This window comes from Actinoplanes sp. NPDC048967 (assembly GCF_040649415.1).
Lineage (GTDB): Bacteria > Actinomycetota > Actinomycetes > Mycobacteriales > Micromonosporaceae > Actinoplanes.
This window is the reverse complement of the sequence record NZ_JBEZFL010000009.1, coordinates 372,448-391,860: the sequence shown is the minus strand read 5'-3', so window position 1 is coordinate 391,860 and position 19,413 is coordinate 372,448. Positions and strand designations below refer to the sequence as shown.

17 protein-coding genes are annotated in these 19,413 nt (G+C 73.0%); 13 read left to right on the top strand and 4 right to left on the bottom strand.

Features of this window, described 5'->3' with window-relative positions:
* Positions 1-47: 47 nt before the first annotated feature.
* Positions 48-1,472, top strand: a complete 1,425-nt coding sequence (locus tag AB0C12_RS34535; protein ID WP_360554262.1) for a hypothetical protein — start codon at positions 48-50, stop codon at positions 1,470-1,472.
* A gap of 79 nt (positions 1,473-1,551) precedes the next feature.
* The gene (locus AB0C12_RS34530; RefSeq protein ID WP_360554308.1) at positions 1,552-1,788 is read left to right on the top strand and encodes a hypothetical protein; all 237 of its coding nucleotides are present in this window, start codon (positions 1,552-1,554) and stop codon (positions 1,786-1,788) included.
* A 40-nt stretch (positions 1,789-1,828) separates the two neighbouring features.
* Here the strand turns inward: AB0C12_RS34530 and AB0C12_RS34525 are convergent, their stop codons facing one another.
* On the bottom strand, positions 1,829-3,274 hold the full coding sequence (locus AB0C12_RS34525; RefSeq protein WP_360554260.1) for a DUF2252 domain-containing protein: 1,446 nt from the start codon (positions 3,272-3,274) through the stop codon (positions 1,829-1,831).
* A gap of 277 nt (positions 3,275-3,551) precedes the next feature.
* Here AB0C12_RS34525 and AB0C12_RS34520 point away from each other — a divergent pair, with 277 nt between their 5' ends.
* From AB0C12_RS34520 to AB0C12_RS34500, 5 genes are all read left to right on the top strand, one after another.
* Complete coding sequence (locus AB0C12_RS34520; protein WP_360554259.1) at positions 3,552-3,794, top strand: hypothetical protein; 243 nt, start codon at positions 3,552-3,554, stop codon at positions 3,792-3,794.
* 301 nt (positions 3,795-4,095) lie between these two features.
* Entirely contained in the window at positions 4,096-4,500 is a 405-nt protein-coding gene (locus tag AB0C12_RS34515; protein ID WP_360554257.1) for a hypothetical protein, read from the top strand.
* A 43-nt stretch (positions 4,501-4,543) separates the two neighbouring features.
* Positions 4,544-5,722 (top strand): AI-2E family transporter, encoded by a 1,179-nt coding sequence (locus AB0C12_RS34510; RefSeq protein WP_360554256.1) that lies wholly within the window; start codon positions 4,544-4,546, stop codon positions 5,720-5,722.
* 5 nt (positions 5,723-5,727) lie between these two features.
* Positions 5,728-6,702, top strand: coding sequence for a YhjD/YihY/BrkB family envelope integrity protein (locus tag AB0C12_RS34505; RefSeq protein WP_360554254.1), 975 nt, complete (start codon positions 5,728-5,730; stop codon positions 6,700-6,702).
* A 121-nt stretch (positions 6,703-6,823) separates the two neighbouring features.
* Complete coding sequence (locus AB0C12_RS34500) at positions 6,824-7,060, top strand: hypothetical protein (RefSeq protein WP_360554253.1); 237 nt, start codon at positions 6,824-6,826, stop codon at positions 7,058-7,060.
* Between the two features lie 43 nt (positions 7,061-7,103).
* Here AB0C12_RS34500 and AB0C12_RS34495 read toward each other — a convergent pair whose 3' ends face one another.
* Entirely contained in the window at positions 7,104-8,114 is a 1,011-nt protein-coding gene (locus AB0C12_RS34495; protein WP_360554251.1) for a hypothetical protein, read from the bottom strand.
* Positions 8,115-8,397: 283 nt separating this feature from the next.
* Here AB0C12_RS34495 and AB0C12_RS34490 point away from each other — a divergent pair, with 283 nt between their 5' ends.
* From AB0C12_RS34490 to AB0C12_RS34465, 6 genes are all read left to right on the top strand, one after another.
* Positions 8,398-9,654: a threonine/serine exporter family protein gene (locus tag AB0C12_RS34490; RefSeq protein WP_360554250.1), complete on the top strand. Its 1,257-nt coding sequence runs from the start codon at positions 8,398-8,400 to the stop codon at positions 9,652-9,654.
* Between the two features lie 113 nt (positions 9,655-9,767).
* Positions 9,768-11,240 (top strand): APC family permease, encoded by a 1,473-nt coding sequence (locus AB0C12_RS34485; protein ID WP_360554306.1) that lies wholly within the window; start codon positions 9,768-9,770, stop codon positions 11,238-11,240.
* Positions 11,237-11,671 (top strand): hypothetical protein, encoded by a 435-nt coding sequence (locus tag AB0C12_RS34480; protein ID WP_360554248.1) that lies wholly within the window; start codon positions 11,237-11,239, stop codon positions 11,669-11,671. The genes AB0C12_RS34485 and AB0C12_RS34480 overlap by 4 nt, the downstream gene beginning before the upstream one ends.
* Positions 11,668-13,023, top strand: a complete 1,356-nt coding sequence (locus AB0C12_RS34475; protein ID WP_360554246.1) for a dipeptidase — start codon at positions 11,668-11,670, stop codon at positions 13,021-13,023. The genes AB0C12_RS34480 and AB0C12_RS34475 overlap by 4 nt, the downstream gene beginning before the upstream one ends.
* A 24-nt stretch (positions 13,024-13,047) precedes the next feature.
* On the top strand, positions 13,048-13,992 hold the full coding sequence (locus AB0C12_RS34470) for a YhjD/YihY/BrkB family envelope integrity protein (protein WP_360554304.1): 945 nt from the start codon (positions 13,048-13,050) through the stop codon (positions 13,990-13,992).
* A 34-nt stretch (positions 13,993-14,026) separates the two neighbouring features.
* A complete protein-coding gene (locus AB0C12_RS34465; RefSeq protein WP_360554245.1) occupies positions 14,027-14,518 on the top strand; it encodes a hypothetical protein in 492 nt (163 codons plus the stop codon).
* On the opposite strand, the gene AB0C12_RS34460 is transcribed toward AB0C12_RS34465, so the two are convergent.
* Both AB0C12_RS34460 and AB0C12_RS34455 read right to left on the bottom strand, forming a co-directional pair.
* Positions 14,499-16,478: a phage holin family protein gene (locus AB0C12_RS34460; RefSeq protein ID WP_360554244.1), complete on the bottom strand. Its 1,980-nt coding sequence runs from the start codon at positions 16,476-16,478 to the stop codon at positions 14,499-14,501. The genes AB0C12_RS34465 and AB0C12_RS34460 overlap by 20 nt on opposite strands.
* Before the next feature lie 72 nt (positions 16,479-16,550).
* On the bottom strand, positions 16,551-19,154 hold the full coding sequence (locus AB0C12_RS34455) for a LuxR C-terminal-related transcriptional regulator (protein ID WP_360554242.1): 2,604 nt from the start codon (positions 19,152-19,154) through the stop codon (positions 16,551-16,553).
* Positions 19,155-19,413 lie beyond the last annotated feature (259 nt).

Below are 19,413 nucleotides of genomic sequence, written 5' to 3'. Positions count from 1 at the left end.
TGCGGCGGCGCAGGCCCCTTCTGCCCGTCGACCCAGAGGAGGAAACCATGGCCCGGCCGGATGCCCCGCACGCGGACACCGCAACACCCGAACCGGGGCCCGTACCCCCGGTGCCGCCGCCGGAGGACCGGCCCGGCGGCCCCACCGACGCCGGAGAGCTGACGCGTCTGCGCGAGGAAGTGTCCGCGCTGCACGCCAAGCTCGACACCCGGCAGCGTCGTTCCTCGGCCGTCCGCACCCTGCGTCGCGTCGTCGCCGCGGTCCTGGTCGCCGTGACCGCCTTCGCGCTGGCCGGCAGTGTGGTCGGAGTGTGGGCCGCGCGGACCGCGATGAACACCGACCGATGGGTGGCGACGGTGGCGCCGCTGCCGCAGAACCCGCAGATCTCCGCCGCGGTCGCCGACTACGCCACGATCCAGGTCTTCGAGGCCGTCGACGTGGAACAGCGGCTGCGCACCGTCCTGCCCCAGCAGGCCGCCTTCATCGCCGGCCCGGTGGCCGATCAGCTGTCCGGCAAGATCCGCGAGATCACCACCACGGTGCTGCGCAGCGACCGCTTCCAGAGCATCTGGGTCGAGCTGAACCGGCGCGCGCACGCGCGCGCCGTCGCCATCCTCAACGGTTCCAGCGACGTGGTGCTGGCCCGGGAGAACCGGGTCGAGATCGACCTGCTTCCGTTGATCAATCAGGTGCTCCGGGTGCTCAGCGCCCAGCTGCCGACGCTGTTCGGCAAGCAGCTCACGCTGCCGGACCTGAGCAGCGGGGCGATCCCGGTCGATCTGCGGGACCGGGTGCAGGAGACCCTGGGCGTCACCCTGCCGCCGAACTTCGCCCAGTTCACCGTCTACGACTCCGGGCAGCTGCGCGCCGCCCAGCAGGCCGTGGTCACCGCGAAGCGTGACCTGGTCCTGGTCGTGGTGGCCACGATCGTGCTGCTGCTCGTCGCGCTGGCTGTGTCGCCGGTCCGCCGGCGCACGTTGCTGCAGCTGGGCCTGTGGCTGGTGGTCGCCGCGGTGGCGATCACCGCGGTCCTGCGGGCCGTCCGCACCCAGGTGCTGCAGGAGGTTCCCGCCGGCCTGTACCGCGACGGCGTCGCGGCCGCGTTCAACGTCGTGTTCGCGCAACTGCGGACCCGGGGCACCCAGCTGATCTGGATCGGCGTGCTGCTGGCCGTGGTCATGTACCTCATCGGCCCGGCCCGGGGCCCGAGGTGGCTGCGCCACACGGTCGTCACCGGGGTCCGGGCCGCGGGCCGCGGCACCAGCCGGGCAGCACACGCGCTGGGCCGGCACGGTCCGGGCTGGGCGGGACGGCACCTCGACGCGCTGCGGGTGGGCGGCCTCGTCGCCGGGGCAGTGCTCGCGCTGCTGCTGTCGTCGTGGACGTCCCTGCTGGTGATCGCGGTGTTGCTCGCGACCTACGAGGTCCTGGTGACAGCGGTCGGCAGGTCGGCGACCACCCGCCTCGGATGAACTGCTGAGGCCGGGAACGCGAAAGGGTGGTGAACAGAGGTTCACCACCCTTGTCCGCTCTCCGGAGGATTGGTCCGTGATGGGAATGAGAATCGAGATCCGGGTACGGGGCTTTCTCGGTCCCTTGCTCCGAACCACGTTCGCCGACCTGCGTTGTGAGGCCGTGGCACGGCACTCGACCATCACCGGGCGTCTGTCCGCCGCCGAGCTGAGCGCCCTGCTGACCCGGTTGAACAGTTGCGGCGTCGAGATGGTGCGCGTGCACTGTTCGGACGCCGACGTGGCCGGTGCGCCGGCCGGCCGTAGCTGGGCCTGACCGGCGCACCGGCGGCACGCGGGACCGGGGTGGCCGGCGCTCACACGCCGCGGTGCACCTCGATGCGGCCGGCGGCGGCCGCCTCGGTCAACCGACGGAAGTCCTGCTCGTTGCGGTCGGCGTAGAGCTCGCCGAACTCGACCATGGCCGCGTCGAAGCCGGCGCCGTGCTCGAGATACCCGGCGATGGCGATCCGGTCACCGGTACGGGCATGGGCCCGCGCCAGGGTCCACCCGCACAGGGCCCCGTAGACCGCCAGTGTCCGGACGTCCATGGTCTCCACGACCGCGGAGCCCTTCCAGTCGCGCAACTGACGCACGTAGAAGTCACGGACCCGGCCGTCGAACCCGTCGACGGTCTGCCAGCCGAGGAAGATGTCGCTGGCGGCCTGCATCAACCGCTGGCCGGTCACGACCCGCTCGCCCTCGCTGTCCCAAGGGGCCGTCGCGGATTCCCCGACGTGGGTGGCCAGGACCGACGGCGGTGCCTCCTTGACCTGCAGCAGCAGCGGGTCGTCCTCGTCGCGCCCGCTGAGCAGCACCATCCAGCACCGGGTGCCGACGCTGCCCACCCCGACGACCTTGCGCGCCAGGTCCACGAACTGGAAGGAGCCGAACAGATGCCGCCGGTCCGGGGCCAGCGTGGCCGCGTAACCGTCCAGCACCCCCCGCAGCTGCGTCTCCAACTGGGTCCGGTCGGCGTCGGGCAGCAGGTCCTCGATCGGCACCAACAGCGGCGGGTCGGCGACGATGCGGCGGCGGCCGTCCACCACCGCCGTCAGCTTGCGGAAGACCTGGAGGCTGTCGCGCGTACGGGCCTTGGCCTGTGCCTCGGCGAAGGTCTTGCGCCGGGCCTTGCTCACCTGGTTCTTGGCCAGCAGGCCGACCTCGTCGACGTCGGCCCGGGCGTACCACACCTTGAGCTCGCGTTGCTGGGCGAAGGTGGTCATCGCCTGCCGGTAGCGAGCCACCGTGGACGCCACGACGTCGGCGCGGGCCTTGCGGCGCAGGCCGTTCTGCCGTGCGGCGACGACGAGGCTGGCCACCAGGCGCTTGAGGTCCCACTCCCACGGCCCCGGGTGGGTCTCGTCGAAATCGTTGATGTCGAACACCAGGCGCCGTTCCGGTGACGCGAACACCCCGAAGTTGCTCAGGTGCGCGTCCCCGCAGAGCTGGCTGAACATACCCGAGGAGGGGGTCCGGGCCAGGTCCGCTGCCATGATCACGGCGGCGCCCCGGAAGAAAGTCAGCGGGGAGACCAGCATCCGGCCGTACCGGATCGGCACCAGCTCCGGCACCCGGGTGGCCGCCTGTCCCTCCAGCAGCTCGACCGGATCGGCCCTGCCCTCCGCCGGGGCCAGGACGGCCTGGGCGTCGAACGGCACGTGGTGCCGGGCCGACCGTCCTGCGGCGTAGCGGGCCGCCGGGCCCGCGGCCCGTCCGACGGCCGGCGCCGCCTCGGTGCGATCTGCCGCGCGAATGGTCATCGGGTACCTCCGGAGCTGGGATGAAACCGTGTCGGACCTGTTGACTGCGACGACACACCCCCGATGACCGGCCCGCACCATCCCGCCGGGACGATCCGGACCGCCGTACGCGGGAAACCGGCGGCAGCTCCCGCCGGCCGCACCGTCACTCGCGCGGGATGACGTGCCCGCCGACCGGTCACCGCACGCTGGGGCAGGTCCGTTCGAGGAGGAACACCTGTCGAAGGAGGAGCACATGGCCACGACCGAGAACGTCACGGGATGAGGTGCGAGGGTCATGGTCGAGCCGACGTACCAGGTCAGAGTGTCCGGGGTGATTCCGGCTGAGCTGCTGGCCGAGCTGCCGGACCTCACCGTGCGCGTCGAACCGCCGGAGACCGTGCTGCACGGGTCGCTGCCGGACCAGTCCGCCGTCGTCGGACTCATCTCGCGGATGCACGGCCTGGGGCTCCGCCTGATCGAGGTGCGCCGGCTGCCGCCGGACGAGGAGCCGAAGCCACAGTCCGGCTTCGCGGACTGACCCGCTCATTCCCGCAGGATGGCGCGGCCGGTGCGGACGGGCGCGGACCATACGACCACACCTCGAGCGAAGGAGATCACCATGGTGGAGTCACTGCCGGCCACCGGGCTACACCTCGGTGAGCTGGCCCCGGCTGCGGCGGCACTGGTCGCGGCGGATGTGGGCGATGTGGGCGGACGACGTGCTCGTCGTCCGCCGTGGACCGGTGCTCACCCGGAGCGTGTGACTGTCCGCGCAGCCGTTCCTGACGGACCCGTCCGGACCGGACAACCGATCACCGGCAAGGGAAGGTGGCTCTGCCATGTCAGACACAGAGGAACGCACCGGGTGGGTCGGCCTGGTGGTCTTCGGTGGCGTCCTGCTGGCCCTCACGGGCGGCTTCCAGATGATGCAGGGCTTCGTCGCGATCCTGCGGGACGAGTACTTCTACGTCACCCGCAGCGGCCTGCTCATCACGATGGACTACACCGCCTGGGGATGGGTCCATCTCGGCCTCGGGCTGATCGCGGTGGGCACCGGGATCGGCGTACTGGCCGGGCAGATGTGGGCCCGGGTGGTCGGGATCATCATCGGGGTGCTCAGCGCCCTGGTGAACCTGGCCTTCCTGTCGGCCTACCCGATCTGGAGCACCATCATCATCGCCCTGGACGTCCTGGTCATCTACGCACTCACCATGCACGGCGGCGAGGTCGAGGCCGACCGCTGAGGAGCCGGGGCCTCGGCGCCCGGACCCGACGAAAGGATGCACCGTGGTCCGGAGATCAATGCCGGTCCCGCGGCCGGCGATCCGGCTGCGCGGACGCCACGACGGCGCCTTGCCGACCCACCCGTCCACCGGCGCGGGCACCAGCGCCTCTCTCCTGCCCCGCGGGGTGGTGGTGCTGCTCGGGCTGGCCGGCACGGTCGTCGCCGTGGCCGGTATGCGCTCGGTGTCGGACATCCTCGGCCCGGTCCTGCTCGCCCTCATGCTGACCGTGACGGCGAGCCCGATCGGTACCTGGCTGCGCCGGCACGGCGCGCCGGCCTGGACCGCCGGGCTGGCACTGATCGCGACGGTGTATCTGATCCTGCTCGGCCTGGGCGGCGCCCTGGTGTTCGCCCTGGCCCGGCTTATCGACCTGATGCCGCAGTACCAGGCCCAGTTCGCGCAGCTGCGCGCGGACGCGACCCGGACACTCGACGGCTTCGGCATCGGCCCGCAACAGGTGCAGGAGCTCACCGCGCCGGTCCGGGCCGGCGGCGTCGCCGACCTCGTGCAGGCGGTCCTCGGCGGTGCCGTCGGTGTGCTGTCCAACGGCTTCTTCCTGCTCGCCGTTCTGCTCTTTTTGTGCCTGGACGCCGTGCATTTCCCGGCACGGCTCCGGAAAGCCGCTCAGGAGCGCCCCGAGGTCGTCGGCGCGCTGCGCGGCTTCGCCCAGGGCACCCGGCGCTACCTGCTCGTCTCGACCATCTTCGGCATCATCGTGGCGGTCATCGACACCCTGATGCTGTGGGCGCTGGGCATCCCGCTGCCGGTGCTGTGGGGACTGCTGTCGTTCATCACCAACTACATCCCGAACATCGGCTTCGTCGTCGGCCTGGTGCCGCCCGCGCTGCTGGGCCTGCTCGAGGGCGGCCCGCGGCTGATGGTCGCCGTCATCGCGCTCTACTGCCTGGTCAACTTCGTGATCCAGTCGGTGATCCAGCCCAAGATCGTCGGCGACGCGGTCGGGCTGTCGGCGTCCGTGTCGTTCCTGTCGCTGGTGTTCTGGACCTGGGTCCTGGGCCCGCTGGGCGCCCTGCTGGCGATTCCGCTGAGCCTGCTGACCAAGGGCCTGCTGGTGGACATCGACCCGGCGACCCGCTGGATCGGCGCGTTGATCTCCAGCGACGGCTCGCCGGAGGAACCGGCCGCCGGCGACCGGCCGGCTGCCGTCCCTCCGGGATGACCGTCGTGCCGCCCGTTCCGGAAAGCCCGCACCGCGAAGCCGGCCGGGGCGCGGTCGAGACCGTCCCCGACGAATGGGGCGAGCGCGTGGCGCGCGTCCTGGCCGCCGTGCCACCGCGGCTGCGCCCGGCCCTGGCCTGGCTCACCCGGCGTGGACCCGTCCGCCTGGGCGCCCGGACCATGGCCGGGGTGGTCCGGGTGCAGATCTTCGACCGGGCCATGACCCTGGCCGCACAGGCGTTCACCTCGATCTTCCCGGTCCTGATCCTGCTGGGATCGATGCTGGGCAACGGCTCGGGCCGCGAACTGGCCGAGGCGGCCGGCCTGCCGGAGAACTCCCGGCGGGTGCTCGACGACGCTTTCGGCCATGGCGGCTTCAGCACCTTCGGCGTGGTCGGCGGCCTCATCGTGCTGGTGTCCTCGACGGGGCTGGCCCGCGCGCTGGCCCGGGCCCACGCCGTGGTGTGGGAGGTCCGCCGAGCGCCGTCCGGTCCGCGGGCGTCGTGGCGCTGGCTGATCGCCGTGCTGGTCCTGGCCGGATTCATGGTGGGTTCCCGCCTGATGAGCGGGGTGGCCCACCGCCTCTCCCTGCCGGAGCTCGCGGTGGCCACCCTGCTGCTGCTCGCCGACATCGGGGTCGCCGTGCTCGTTCCGCGGCTGCTGCTCGGCCGCGGGGTGCCGGTCCGGCTGCTCGTGGCCGGCGGCGTGCTCTTCGGCGTGGTGATGCTGGTGGTCCGGCCGATCGGGTCGGTGTACCTGCCCCGGGCCCTGGCGTCCAGCTCCGAGCGCTACGGCACCATCGGTGTCGCCTTCACCTACATCGGCTGGCTGTACGTCGTGGCGTTCTGCGTGCTGCTGAGCGCGATCGTCGGCCGGGTCCTCACCCTGGACGAGAGCCTGGCCGGCCGGCTGCTGCGCGGTCGCGCTCATGCCGACGGGATGAGGCCGCCGGGCGAGAGCCACCGCAGCACGGCGGCATGACCGGGACTCCTGGACCACCGAGCCGGCTGGTGACCGCCGTCGACATCCGGCTCCCCGCGGCTGTTGCCCGTACGCCGTCATCCTGAGCGTTCTCTGCCTGCGTTGTCTCACCGGCTCGCTGGTGCTGCTGCTGGTCGCCGTGGCTCTCGGCCGGCTGCTGGACGGCCTGGCGCAACTCGCCCGGGCGGTGGGCGGCCCGGCCGTGGAGCGCGGCGGCCCGCGGATCGCCGCCGCGCTGATCACTGTGGCCGGTGCGATCGCCGTCCTGAGCCGGCCGCAAATCGGTTGCGGCGTGTCCATCGCCGGGATCGGCACGGTGGTCAGCGCGATTGCCGGCGTCCGCACCCACCACGCCTGACGCCGCGGGCGCAACGGCGACGTCCCCACGGCCGGGCCGGCACTCAACCCGCGTAGGCGGCGGGACCCGGCTCGCCGGGCGGTGATCCGGGCGCGGGCTGCGGCCCCAGCGCGGCGGCGAGGGCGTCGAGGTCGGCGTCCACCTGGGCCCGCAGCGGCCGCCAGTCCGCTCCGGCGGCGAGCGCGTCGCTCTCCGCGTCCACCACCGCGATCAGGTGCTCGAGCAGCCCGGCGGTCTGCGCGGCGGAGGCCTGGCCGGCCGTCTCCGGGGCGCGGGTGGACAGGCCGGCCCAGCGGGCCTCCAGCCCGGCGAGACCGTCGCGGACCCCAGGCCACAAGAGGTCCCGCTCGGCGGCGGTCAGCCGGGCGAGGACCGGGGTCAGGCGTACGTCGAGGACCGTCCGGGTCTCCGTGGCCAGGGCGGCCGCCTCGGCCCGCCAGCCGGCCACCCGCCGCGACCGGCTGACCAGCACGACGGCGAGCAGGATCCCGAACAGGCCGAGGACCAGGAGCCAGCCGAGCAGGCCCAGCCCGCCGTCGGTGGCCGACCCGGCCGCGGCGGGCGAGGAGGCCGGGTCGCCCGCTCCGGCGGCCGGCGTCGTCGGCGGGACAGTCGTCGCCGTCGGCGCGACGGCCGGGGCCGGCTCGGTGGCCGGCGCCGGCGCGGTCGTCCGCGCCGGCTCGGTGGTCCGGGCGGGCTCGGTCGTCCGTACGGGCTCAGCCGTCGGCACGGGCTCAGCGGTCCGGGCCGGCTCGGTGGTCCGGGCGGGCTCAGCGGTCCGGGCCGGCTCGGCCGTCCGGGCCGGCTCCGTGGTCCGGGCGGGCCCGGTGGTCCGGGACAGCTCGGCGGTCCTTGTCGGGGTGGCCTTGGCACGCGTGGGTTCCGGGGCCGCGGCGTCCTGGGTGCGACCGGTGCGCGTCGGCGTCGCGCGGTCGGCTGAGATCTCCGGGCGCGGTGAGGACGGCGACTCGGTCCCGCCACCGGCGCCGCACGCGGCCGGGCCGAGCAGCAGAGCCGCCAGCGTGAGACCGGCGACCGCCGGGAACCTGTTCATCGATGCCTCCATAGCGGTCACGCGACGCTGGGCCGGGTGCTCCGGCGTCCGCGCTCTCGGTCGTGGACGCCGTGCCCGGCCACCTCCGGACGGCAGTCCGGGTCAGGTGGCCGGTCGGCGCCGCGGTCGCCGGCCGGTGGACCGCACCGGCCGCTGCCGCCGGTCCGCCCCGCCTCGACTCAGCCAAACATCGCGGGGCGGGACCGGCGCGGCATCCTTCGCGCGGAATGAATACAGGCGGCCGCCCCTCCCCTAACGTCCGGGCGGAGAGAGGCGGTCGCGGATGGCGGAGTCGACGATGTCCGGCCGGCAGCGGATCCGTGACCTGCGGCAGTTCCTGCTCTATCTGGGCAGTGCGATGACCGCGGCGGGCGAGGCGGTCAATCAGATCGAGGAACGTCTGTGCCGGGTCGCGGCCGTCTACGGCGCACCGGACGCCCGGGTCAGTGTCCTGCCGACGTACCTGGTCGTGGCCCTCGAGCCGGGGCGGTCCGCCACGCTGGAGCCGACCCGGCAGCTGCGCGGCGGCCTCCGGCTCGACCAGACCGCCGCGGTGTACGACCTGCTGAGGACCGCCGAGCGCGGCGAGGTGGCGCCCGCCGACGGCAGCCGGCGGATCAGCGAGATCATCGCGATGACGCCCCGCTTCCGGCCCTTCGCCCAGATCACCGGCCATGCCGTGCTGGCCGGCGGCATCTGCCTCATCCTGGCGGCGAGCTGGACCGATCTGCTGCTGTCGGCGCTGTTCGGCGCGTTGGTGGGCACGTTCAAGCTGATCGGCGCCCGCTGGACGAGCGTTCAGATGATCATGCCGGTGACCGCGGCGTTCTCGGTCACGGCGAGCACGCTGCTGCTCGCCGGCACCGGCTGGGCCGATGTGGATCTGCGCGCCCTGGTCGCGCCGCTGGCCACCTTCCTGCCCGGGGCCATGCTGACCATGGCCGTCGTCGAGGTGTCCGCCGCCGCGCTGGTCACCGGGTCGAGCCGGCTGGTGGCGGGCATCCTGCAGCTGCTGCTGCTCGCGTTCGGCATCATCGGGGCCGCCCAGCTGGTGGGCCTGCCGCCGGCCGCCGTGACGGCCGGTGGGCCGCCGGACGCGCTCAACGCCTGGGCCCCCTGGTTCGGTCCGCTGGTCATGGGGCTGGGCACCTACCTGGTCCAGTCCGGGCCCCGGCACACGCTGGGCTGGCTCTGCCTGGTGCTGTACGCCGGCTGGATCGGCCAGTATCTCGGCGACGTGGTGCTGGGCAGCTACCTGAGCGGGTACTGCGGGGCGGTCGTGCTGACCGTGGTCGCGTACCTGGTCGAGCGCAGACCGTCCGGGCCCCCGGCGCTGGTCTCCTTCCTGCCGGGGTTCTGGCTGCTCGTTCCCGGCGCGCTGAGCCTGATCGGGATGACCGAGTACCTCAGCCGCAACGAGGTACGCGGCGCCGAGGACCTGCTCGGCGCCACCACCTCGATGGTCGCGGTCGCCCTCGGCGTGCTCTGCGGTCATCCGCTGTACCGCGCCCTGGTGACGTCGCTGCGCCTGGCGCCGTGACCACCACTCATCGCTCGCCCGCCGGGGATGAGGTGTGGCCATCGCCGGGCGGCCGATGATGCGACCAGTCGCGGTGTCCACTGCAACCGATGAAGGGAAACGACGTGAGCGCAATGGATGTGCCCGCTCGGCGTTCGGTGCCGCTGGACGCGGCGGGTGAGCAGAGCAGTCCCCCGAAGACCAAGCGGACCATGGCCTACATCTCATGGGTCGCCCTGGCGCTGATGACCACCAGCTCGGTGGCCAGCCTGCGTCCCGCCCCGACCATGGCGGTCTACGGCCTGGCCAGCATCTTCCTGTACGTCGTACCGGCCCTGGTGTTCCTGCTGCCGACGGCCCTGGTCTCGGCCGAGCTGGCGTCCGGCTGGGAGGGTGGCGTCTACAACTGGGTGAGTCAGGGTCTGTCGAAGCCGCTGGGCTTCCTGGCCGTCTGGTGCCAGTTCGCCATGACGATCTTCTACTACCCCAGCCTGTTGGGCTTCGTGGCGAGCACGCTGGCCTACGTGATCAACCCCGACCTGGCCGGCAGCGGCGTCTGGACGGCAGTCGTGATCATGGTCTGCTACTGGAGCGGGGTGTGGGTGTCGTCCCGCGGCACCAGCGGCGTGGCCGGCCTGGCCAGCGGCGGCCTGATCATCGGCACGCTGGTCCCGGGAGCGCTGCTGGTCATCCTCGGCATCGCCTTCCTGGGCCAGGGCAACGAGTCCGCCGCCCCGATGACCGCCGACCACCTGCTGCCCGCCTGGGCCGGGTTGTCCAGCCTGGTGCTCATCGTCAACAACTTCCTGTCGTACTCCGGCATGGAGATGAACGCCGTGCACGTGTCCTCGCTGCGCCGGCCGGGCCGCGAGTTCCCCCGGGCGATGTTCCTGGCCATGGGTCTCGTGCTGCTCATCTTCATCCTGCCCGCGCTGGCCATCAGCTGGATCGTGCCGGCCGACGAGCTCTCCCTGACCGCCGGCGTCATGCAGGCGTTCGACGCGGTGTTCGCCGCGTTCGACTCGCAGTGGCTGACGCCGATCCTCGGCGTCATGCTGGTCGTCGCGTCGCTCGGCGGCATGCTCACCTGGCTGGCCGGCCCGTCCAAGGGCCTGCTGCTGATCTCGCGCCAGGAGGGCTACCTGCCGCCGGTCCTGCAACGGCTGAACAAGCACGGGGTGCAGCAGAACATCCTGGTCGCCCAGGGACTGGTCACCACGGTGATCGCGCTGGCCTACGCGTTCATCCCGGACGTCTCCAGCGCGTACTGGATCTTCTCCGTGATCACCACGCAGGTCTACCTGATCATGTACCTGCTGATGTTCGTCGCCGCCGTCCGGCTGCGCCGCAGCCGGCCCGACCACCCGCGCGGCTACCGTGCCCCGATGCTCACCGCGCTCTGCGGTGTCGGCTTCGCCGCCTCGCTGGCCGCCCTGCTGATCGGCTTCGTCCCGCCGTCCCAGTTCGGTTCCAGCAACGTCGGGGTCTATCTGCTCATCGTCGCCGGCGGCGCGCTCGGTCTCGGGCTGCTGGTGCCGTTCCTGTTCTACAAGCTGCGCAAGCCGTCCTGGAAGACAGCCGACCCGGAAGAGGTGCCGGTCGCATGAGCGTCTCAGTCGCCCACACCAGCCACAAGGTCACCTATCTCGTGCTCGGCATCATCTTCCTGCTGCTCACCGGCGTGGCGATGGTCGCTTTCCTCAGCGCGCGCGAGGACAACCAGGCCCAGGACAAGGCGGCGCAGCTCAGCTCCGAACTGGCCGCCGCGGGCCTGCGGGTACCGGACACCGACCGGATCGCCCAGGTGCTCGGCGACGACGGCGGCGCGGTCTGCGCCGATCCGGACAACGCGCTGCGCCGGGGCGTGCTCTACGGCATGCTCACCAACGGCGCGGCCGGGCCCGGCCAGCGTCCGGTGATCGCCGACAACAACGCCATGCGGGGCCAGCTGGCCATCATCAAGGTCTACTGCCCGCGCTACCTCGAACGGTTCCAGCGGGTCGTCGACGACCTCAAGACCGCGGAGGTGGCGGGATGAACGCCCGGGAGCTGCGTGACCGCGTCGACGCACTGATGGGCCGGGCCCGCGCCGACCTCGCCGCCCTGGTGGCCATCCCGTCGGTGGCCGACCCCCGGCAGTATCCGCCCGAGAAGTGCGACCGGGCCGCGCAATGGGTGGTGGACCGCTTCGCCGAGGCCGGCTTCGACGGTCTGGGCCTGCGCCGGACCAGCGACGGCAGCAACGCCGTCTACGGTGAACGCCGGGTGGCCGATCCCGGCGCGCCGACCGTGCTGCTGTACGCCCACTACGACGTGCAGCCACCGCTGGACGACGAGGCCTGGCGTACGCCGCCGTTCGACCTCACCGAGGTGAACGGCCGCTGGTACGGCCGCGGCACCGCCGACTGCAAGGGCAACATCATCATGCACCTCACCGCCCTGCGGGCCCTGCGCGGCGAGATACCGGTCAACCTGAAACTGATCGTGGAGGGCTCCGAGGAACAGGGCACCGGTGGGCTCGAGGACTTCGTGACCCGCCACGCCGACCTGCTGCGGGCCGACGCCATCCTGGTCTGCGACACCGGCAACGCCGCGGTCGGCGTACCGGCGGCCACGGTCAGCCTGCGCGGCATGGTCAACCTCGTGGTCGGCGTCGAGGCCCTCTCCTCCGAGGTGCACTCGGGCATGTTCGGCGGAGCCGCACCCGACGCCCTGGCCGCCCTCATCCACATCCTCGCCACCCTGCGCGACGACACCGGCAACACCACGGTCACCGGCCTGGACAACACCCAGACCTGGACCGGCGAGGACTATCCGGCCGACCGGTTCCGGGCCGACGCCGGGATGCTCGACGGGGCGTACCTGCTCGGCGACGGCACCGTGGCCGACATGATCTGGGCCCGCCCCGCCGTCACCGTCCTCGGCATCGACTGCCCGCCGGTGGTCGGCTCGGCCGCGGCGATCCAGCCCCACGCCCGGGCCCGGCTCAACCTGCGGGTGCCGCCGGGCATGGACGCGGTCAAGGCGCACGAGGCCCTGGTCGGCCACCTGCACGCGGCGGCACCCTGGGGTGTCCACGTGAGCGTGGCGACGGAGGCTCTGGGCCAGCCGTTCGAGGCCCGGACCGGCGGTCCGGCCTACCGGGCGCTGGCCTCGGCCATGCGCGACGCGTACGGGCGGGAGATGACGTCCCTCGGGCAGGGCGGCTCGATCCCGCTGTGCAACGTCTTCGCCGACACCTACCCGGACAGCGAGATCATCCTGATGGGGGTGGAGGAGCCGCTGGCCCTGATCCACGCGCCGAACGAGAGTGTGCACCCGGACGAGATCGCCGCCCTGGCCACCGCCGAGGCGCTGTTCCTCCAGCGGTACCGGGGAAAGCAGCTCTAGCCGCGAAGGGAGCCGGCCGTGGAGATGGAGCACGGCCGGCTCGACAACCTCCAGCGGCGGTACGCACCGCTCGCCTTCTGCTACGCCGTCGTCCGCAAGTACCTGGACGACGGCGGCGCACGTGAGGCCGCACTCATCACCTACTACGGCTTCCTCAGCCTCTTCCCGGTCCTGCTGCTGGGCGCGGCCGTGGTGTCCCGGGTCTTCCTGGACTCCCCGGAGCTGCGCGCGGACGTGGTCGCCGCGATCGTGCCGCCGTCGTTGCGGGCCGACATGGCGGACTCGGTCGCGGTGCTGTCCCGGTCCCGGACGGCCCTGATCGCGGGGATGATCGGGCTGGCCTACTCCGGCACCGGAGTGGTCTTCTCGGCGTACCTCACGCTCAACCATCTCGCCGCCGTACCGTTCCGGGACCGGCGTGGCGCGGTGTCACGCATCCTGCGCGTGCTCACCGGGCTGGCGGCGATCCTGACCGGCGCGATCGCCGCCGGCGTGCTCACCGTGGCGATCACCTCGACGCCGTACGGGCTGTCCCGCGCCCTCGGGCTGGCCGCCTCGTGCCTGGTGTCCGGCGCGGTGCTCACCGCCCTCGCCCGGCTGCTGCTGGACCGGCCGGCGCCCCTGCGATCGCTGTGGCCGGCGGCCCTGACCGGAGCGGTGGCCGTCACCACGACACTCAACGTGGGCGCCGCGGTGCTGCCCCGGCTGGTCCGCGGCGCCGGTCTGGTCTACGGCGGATTCGCCACCGTCGCCGGCGTCTTCGCCCTGCTCTACTTCCTGAGCAACGCGCTCGTCCTGGCCGCCGAGGTGGCCGCGGTCCGGCACGGCCGGCTGTGGCCCCGGTCGTTCGGCGCCGGCCGTCCGACCACCGCCGACCGGCGCGCCCTGCGGCTGTTGACGCGCGAACAGGACCGGCTCCGGCTTCCCCCCGGCGACAGCCGGGGCGGCGGGTTCACCCCGGCCGGATGAGGACCCGGTACGCGGCGTCGAGCAATCTCGGATCATGCCGCGCACCTTCGTCCGCCTCACCCACGCCACCGCGGAGGGCACCGCGTCCGGGATCTACGGCGTCATCGTGTGCGCCGCGATGCTGGTCACCTCGCACGCCGAGCGGGCCTGGCAGGAGGTCCTGGCCGTGCTGGCCACCCTCATCATCTACTGGGCCGCCGAACGGTACGCCCGGATCCTGGCCGAACGCATCCACGAGGGGCACCGGCCCACCTGGCAGACCGTACGGCAGCAGCTGACCAGCGGCTGGGAGATGGTGACCGCCTCGGCTCTGCCGCTGCTCGTCCTGGTGCTGATGCGACTGGCCGGTGTCGGCCTGGCGACGGCGGAGTTCGCCGCGCTGGGGTGCACCACGGCGCTGCTGTGCGTGGCCGGCTGGCGGATGGGCACCGCGGGCCGGCTCACGACGGTGGAACGGCTGGTCTCGACGATGATCGCCGGAGGGTTCGGCGCGGCGATGATCCTGCTCAAGACTCTGTTGCACTGAGCGGGCCGGGCTCGGCCGGAGCCGTACGGCAGCCGGTCTTCTCCAGCCAGGTGCACAGCCACCGGTGCACGGCGTCGGCCCCGACGAGCTCCGCCGGGACTGTCCACTCCCGAGGGTGGACCAGCACGGGACGGCTCTGCCCGCCGCCGAGTCCGCCGTGGCAGCCGATCAGCTCCTCGAACGCGGCGACCTCCTCGGTCGCCGGTTCCCAGAGGCTGTTCACCACCAGATCACCGGTGTGCGCCAGGGCGTCGTGGCGGCGCAGGTCGTCGGCCGCGTGCGGGCCGAAGGAGGCGAGCGGGTCGAGGCCCTCGACGTGGTCGTCGCGCAGGCGCCGCCGGCCGTCGGGACCGAGCACCAGCGGTCCCCACCGCCAGGAGCGCACCAGCACGAAGCCGACGCCGGGGTGGGCGGTCAGTCCGGGCAGCAGCCTCGGGTGCATGCTCTCGATCTGCTCCATCGTCACCCGGCCGGGCAGCCGGGCCAGATAGATCAGCGCGAGGTTGCCGGAGGCCGCGACGACGATCTCGGGATGGGCGGGGTCCTCCTCCGGCGGCACCGGCCGGACCAGCCCGGCCTCGAGGACCCGGGCGCGGCCCTCCTGCTCGTTGTCGCGGGTGGCGAGCACCTCGTCCGCCGTGGTGAGCTGCCGCACCAGGTCCTCCAGCCGCAGCCCGTAGCGCTGGGCGAACGTCGCACCCTGGCTCTGCCCGTGGTCGGACAGCACGACCAGGTGGTACGGCCGGGGTGCGACCCCGGCCACCTCCTCCAGCATGGCCAGGACGTCGTCGATGCCCTCGAGCGAGGCGAGCGACTCCGGCCGGGCCGGGCCGGCGTGATGGGCGATCTCGTCGTAGTCGACGAAATCGCAGTAGATCGCCGGTGCCCCGCGCATGATCTGCTCGGCCAGCACGGCCAGGTTCAGGTGCCGCAACAGGACGTTGGTCGCGCCGCGCAGCAGCACGTACGCGCCGGTGCGGCGCATCCGCGGCTGCACGTGACGCAGCCGCTGCCGGCGGGCCTGGGCCAGCTCCTTGACGATCTCGCCCACGGTCAGCACCAGCGACCGGCTCAGGCCGAACGGGTCGAGCAGGTAGGTGCTGACCGAGCGGTCCGGCCGGTTCGCCCCGACCTTGCTCATGGTGAGCAGGGAGAGGGTGGCGTCCCCGGAGAAGACGTTGCTGACGCTCACCCCGCCGTCGGCCAGCAGGCCGTACCCGTCGGAGCAGCGGAACTCGACCAGCGCGCTGTCCCGTGGGCGGTTGGTCACGACCAGGCGACCGGTCTCCTTCTCGTACCACCGGAAGGCCGGCACCTGGTCGCTGGCGCCGTGCAGCAGGCCGGCCTGGCTGGCCGGGGTGGTCGCCGGCAGCTGCGCGTGCCATTCGCTCAGTGTGTGACTGCCCGAGCGCAGCCAGCGGCTCAGGGTCGGCAGGTTGCCCGCCTCGACGGCCCAGCGGGTGAGCGGTGCGGACAGGCCGTCGATCTGGATCATGACGACGCCGGGGGTCGCGGTGCGGGGTTCGGCGGGCCGGTAGCGCCGGTTGACGCGGAGCAGGTGGCGGGTCGTCGCCCCCGGCTGGCCGGCCGTCACCAGCCACAGGCCGACGCTGGTCAGCACGGCGCCGATCCAGGCGGCCCAGAACGCCGACCAGAAGCCGTCCACCTGGACCCCGGGAGTGAGCCACAGCGCGGTATAGACGAGCAGCGCCTGGCTCACCAGCCAGCCGGCGACCACACCGAGCCAGCCGGCCGCCGAGCAGAGCCGCACGAACAGCGGCCGCAGGACCGCGCCCAGCAGGCCGAGCACGATCGCGGCGAGCAGCACCGCCGCGGCGCTGTCCGCCGTGATGCCCGGCAGCACCCCGATGACCAGGGCGAGGGCGGCCCAGGCGAGGCCGACGACGGCCAGGGTGGACAGGACGGGGACCGGCCGGCGCCGGCGATCGGGTGGCGGCATGGGGTCAGTCTCGGTCGGTGCGGGCGCGCCCGGATCACCCGCCACGAATGGCGGCGAGCCGGTGGCAGCCGCTCAGAGCAGGCCCAGCTGTCGTGCGGCCACGACGGCCTCGCGGCGCCGGCCGGCTCCGAGCTTGCGATAGATCGAGCGCATGTGCGCCTTCACGGTGTTGACCGAGATGGTGAGGTTCTCGGCGATCTCCCCGGCGGTGAGCATCGTCGGGAGGTACTGGAGCACCTCCAGCTCGCGTTCGCTGAGCGGCAGGACCGCCGGCGGAACGACCGGCAGCTCGCCGGTGATCTCGGCCAGCACGGTCTCGCCGGCTGCGTTGCGCGGCTCGGCGAGCCACTGCTGCCGTCCGGCCAGGGCGAGCACCTTCGGCCCGTCGAGGTGCTGGAACGGCCGCCGGATGCGTTCGGGCTCGGCCAGGGTCAGCGCCCGCTGCAGGGCCTCGCCGGCCTGCCCGCCGTGGCCCTGTGCGTCCGCCGTCAGGGCGATGAGAACCCAGGCGCGCACGGCCGAGATCCGGTCGGCCCCCGCCCCGGCCAGGCCCAGCAGCGTCCCGGCCTCGGCGCTGCGCCGATCAGCGAGGCAGGCCCGGGCCAGGCACACCTGTTCCGCCGGGGACAGCCGGCGACCGTCGCCGTAGCGGGCCACGACCGCGTCCGGCCGGCCGGCCGCCAGGTCGATCTCGGACTCGGCCAGCTCGGTCAGTCCGGCCAGCAGCGGCGACACCAGTCCCGGCCGCGCCTCGGCCCATGCCTGACGCAGGGCGGTGCGGGCGCCGGCCAGGTCGCCCCGGTCGGTCAGCAGTCTGGCGTGGACGAGCGCGGCGACCACCGCGATCGCGGCTTCGGGGATCTCCCCGCTGATCTGCAGGGCCCGCCGCAGTTCCTCCTCCGCCTCGATGTCGCGGCCCCGTTCCGACTCGATCAGGGCCCGGGTCAGCCGGGCCGAGGCGGTGCCGGGGCGTAACTCGGTATCGATGCGGCGGGCGATGTCCATGGCGGCTGTCGCGTGCTCCTCCGCCTCGCGGACCGAGCCGCGGAAGTAGGCCAGCAGCCCCAGGTGACCGAGAATGCTCACCGCCACCAGCGGCAGGCCGGCGCTGCGGGCGTTGGCGGAGGCGGCCCACAGATAGCGGTCGGCGTGGTCGAGCCGGCCCATCCAGAGCATCGCCACCGCCTTGTTGGCCAGCGCCAGGGTGCGGTAGCGCACGAGGTCGCCACCGAGGTCCTCGGTCACGGTGGCGATGTCGTCGATCAGCCCGGTGGACATCTCCAGGAGCCGGGGCATGTCGCCCCGCCAGCGCACCAGCGTGGTCGACTCGATCAAGTTGACTGCCGCGTCGATCGCCTCGACCGGATGCGGCCCGACCGCCGCTCGCGCCGCTCGCGCCACACCGAGCGGCCGGGCCATCCCCGGCAGGTCGCCGCGGTGGTAGGCCAGGAGAGCCGCGCAGACGGCGATCTCGGCCGAGTCCGACAGCCGCTCCGGCGGGATCCGGTCGAGCAGCTCGACGAAGTCGGCGCTGTCGGCGGTGGCGAACAGCGGCAACCCCCGGCGCACGACCAGCTCGGCGACCAGCTGCCAGTCCGCGGCCGCCGCGGCGTGGGTGATCGCGGGCAGGGTGTCACCCGCGACCGCGTGCCATCGCGCGGTCAGCTGATGCAGCCGTGCCGCACTGTCGGGCTCGATCACCCGCAGCCGGTGCCGCAGCGCGGAGCGGAAGGTGCGGTGATAGCGGAACCAGTGGCCCGTGCCGACCGGTTCGACGAACACGTTCTCCCGCGCCAGCTGCTCCAGCATCCGCTGCCCGTCCTGCCGGCCGGTGAGGGCGTCGGCCAGCGCACCGCAGATCCGGTCGGGCACGCTGGTGTGCAGCAGGAAGCGCTGGTGCGCGTCCGGCTGGCCGCTCAGCACCTCGTCGACCAGGTAGGACTCGGCGGTCCGGTCGGGCCGCGATCGGCCGTCGACCTGGAGTCTGAGCCGAAGGCCGACCGGCCAGCCCTCGACCTGCCGCACCGTCGCGGCCAGTTGCTCGACCGGCATCCGGCGGTCCAGCCGGGTGAGCAGCTCGGTCGCCTCGTCCACCCGGAAGCCGAGATCGACGGCGCCGATCTCGGTGAGATGACCCGCGACGCGCAGCTGGTGCAGGGCCAGGCCCGTGGCGTGCCGGCCGGACAGCACGAAGCGGAGCCGGGCGGGAGCACGGCGCAGAAACCCGCCGAGCTCGTCGAGCACCTGCGGGCCGACCAGCTTGTGCACGTCGTCCAGCACCACGACGAGGGTCCGGCTCAGGCTCGCCGCCCCGATGCCGATCCACCGCTGGAAGCCCAGGTCGCCCGCGGCCGGCGGATTGCCGGGCAGGACCACCCCGGCCGTCGCCATCGCCCGGATGACGTCCGACCAGAACACGGCCGGGTCGTTGTGCGCGTCGTTCAGCGTGAGCCAGGCGATCGGGCCGGCGGGCGAGCGGGCAGTGCTCCACGAGGCGGCCAGGGCGGTCTTGCCCCAGCCGGCGCCGGCGGAGATCACGGTCGCGGTGCCGCGCACGCCCGCGTCGATCGCCTCGACGAGGCGGGGCCGCCAGATCAGCCCGGACGGCAGCCGGGGACGCGCCGTGTCGGCGCCGGTTCCTCGCAACGACGTCTCGTGGCCGGCCACTTCACGCATCCGCTCCCCCAGCCCTCGGGACCGCTCCTCGAACGACCCGCCGGTGCCACCTGTCAGTGTCGATCCGGCTGTGTGCCGCGGGGTCCGGGCGGCATCACCACAGGGCACCGAACCATCGGGGGAAACGCACGGTCCGGGTGGTAGTGGTGACAGAAAGTGAGAGTTGCACCTGGCACCTCCGCAACCGAAACATAGTTCCTCACCCCTGGCAAGGCCTCGGCCGGAAGTGCTCCGGCGCGGCGGTCGAGATCGGTGACGG

Coding starts and splice junctions, on each gene's coding strand:
- AB0C12_RS34535 (WP_360554262.1), top strand. CDS start 48: ATGGCCCGGCCGGATGCCCCGCACGCGGACACCGCAACACCCGAACCG.
- AB0C12_RS34530 (WP_360554308.1), top strand. CDS start 1,552: ATGGGAATGAGAATCGAGATCCGGGTACGGGGCTTTCTCGGTCCCTTG.
- AB0C12_RS34525 (WP_360554260.1), bottom strand. CDS start 3,274: ATGACCATTCGCGCGGCAGATCGCACCGAGGCGGCGCCGGCCGTCGGA.
- AB0C12_RS34520 (WP_360554259.1), top strand. CDS start 3,552: ATGGTCGAGCCGACGTACCAGGTCAGAGTGTCCGGGGTGATTCCGGCT.
- AB0C12_RS34515 (WP_360554257.1), top strand. CDS start 4,096: ATGTCAGACACAGAGGAACGCACCGGGTGGGTCGGCCTGGTGGTCTTC.
- AB0C12_RS34495 (WP_360554251.1), bottom strand. CDS start 8,114: ATGAACAGGTTCCCGGCGGTCGCCGGTCTCACGCTGGCGGCTCTGCTG.
- AB0C12_RS34490 (WP_360554250.1), top strand. CDS start 8,398: ATGGCGGAGTCGACGATGTCCGGCCGGCAGCGGATCCGTGACCTGCGG.
- AB0C12_RS34485 (WP_360554306.1), top strand. CDS start 9,768: ATGGATGTGCCCGCTCGGCGTTCGGTGCCGCTGGACGCGGCGGGTGAG.
- AB0C12_RS34480 (WP_360554248.1), top strand. CDS start 11,237: ATGAGCGTCTCAGTCGCCCACACCAGCCACAAGGTCACCTATCTCGTG.
- AB0C12_RS34475 (WP_360554246.1), top strand. CDS start 11,668: ATGAACGCCCGGGAGCTGCGTGACCGCGTCGACGCACTGATGGGCCGG.
- AB0C12_RS34470 (WP_360554304.1), top strand. CDS start 13,048: ATGGAGCACGGCCGGCTCGACAACCTCCAGCGGCGGTACGCACCGCTC.
- AB0C12_RS34465 (WP_360554245.1), top strand. CDS start 14,027: ATGCCGCGCACCTTCGTCCGCCTCACCCACGCCACCGCGGAGGGCACC.
- AB0C12_RS34460 (WP_360554244.1), bottom strand. CDS start 16,478: ATGCCGCCACCCGATCGCCGGCGCCGGCCGGTCCCCGTCCTGTCCACC.
- AB0C12_RS34455 (WP_360554242.1), bottom strand. CDS start 19,154: ATGCGTGAAGTGGCCGGCCACGAGACGTCGTTGCGAGGAACCGGCGCC.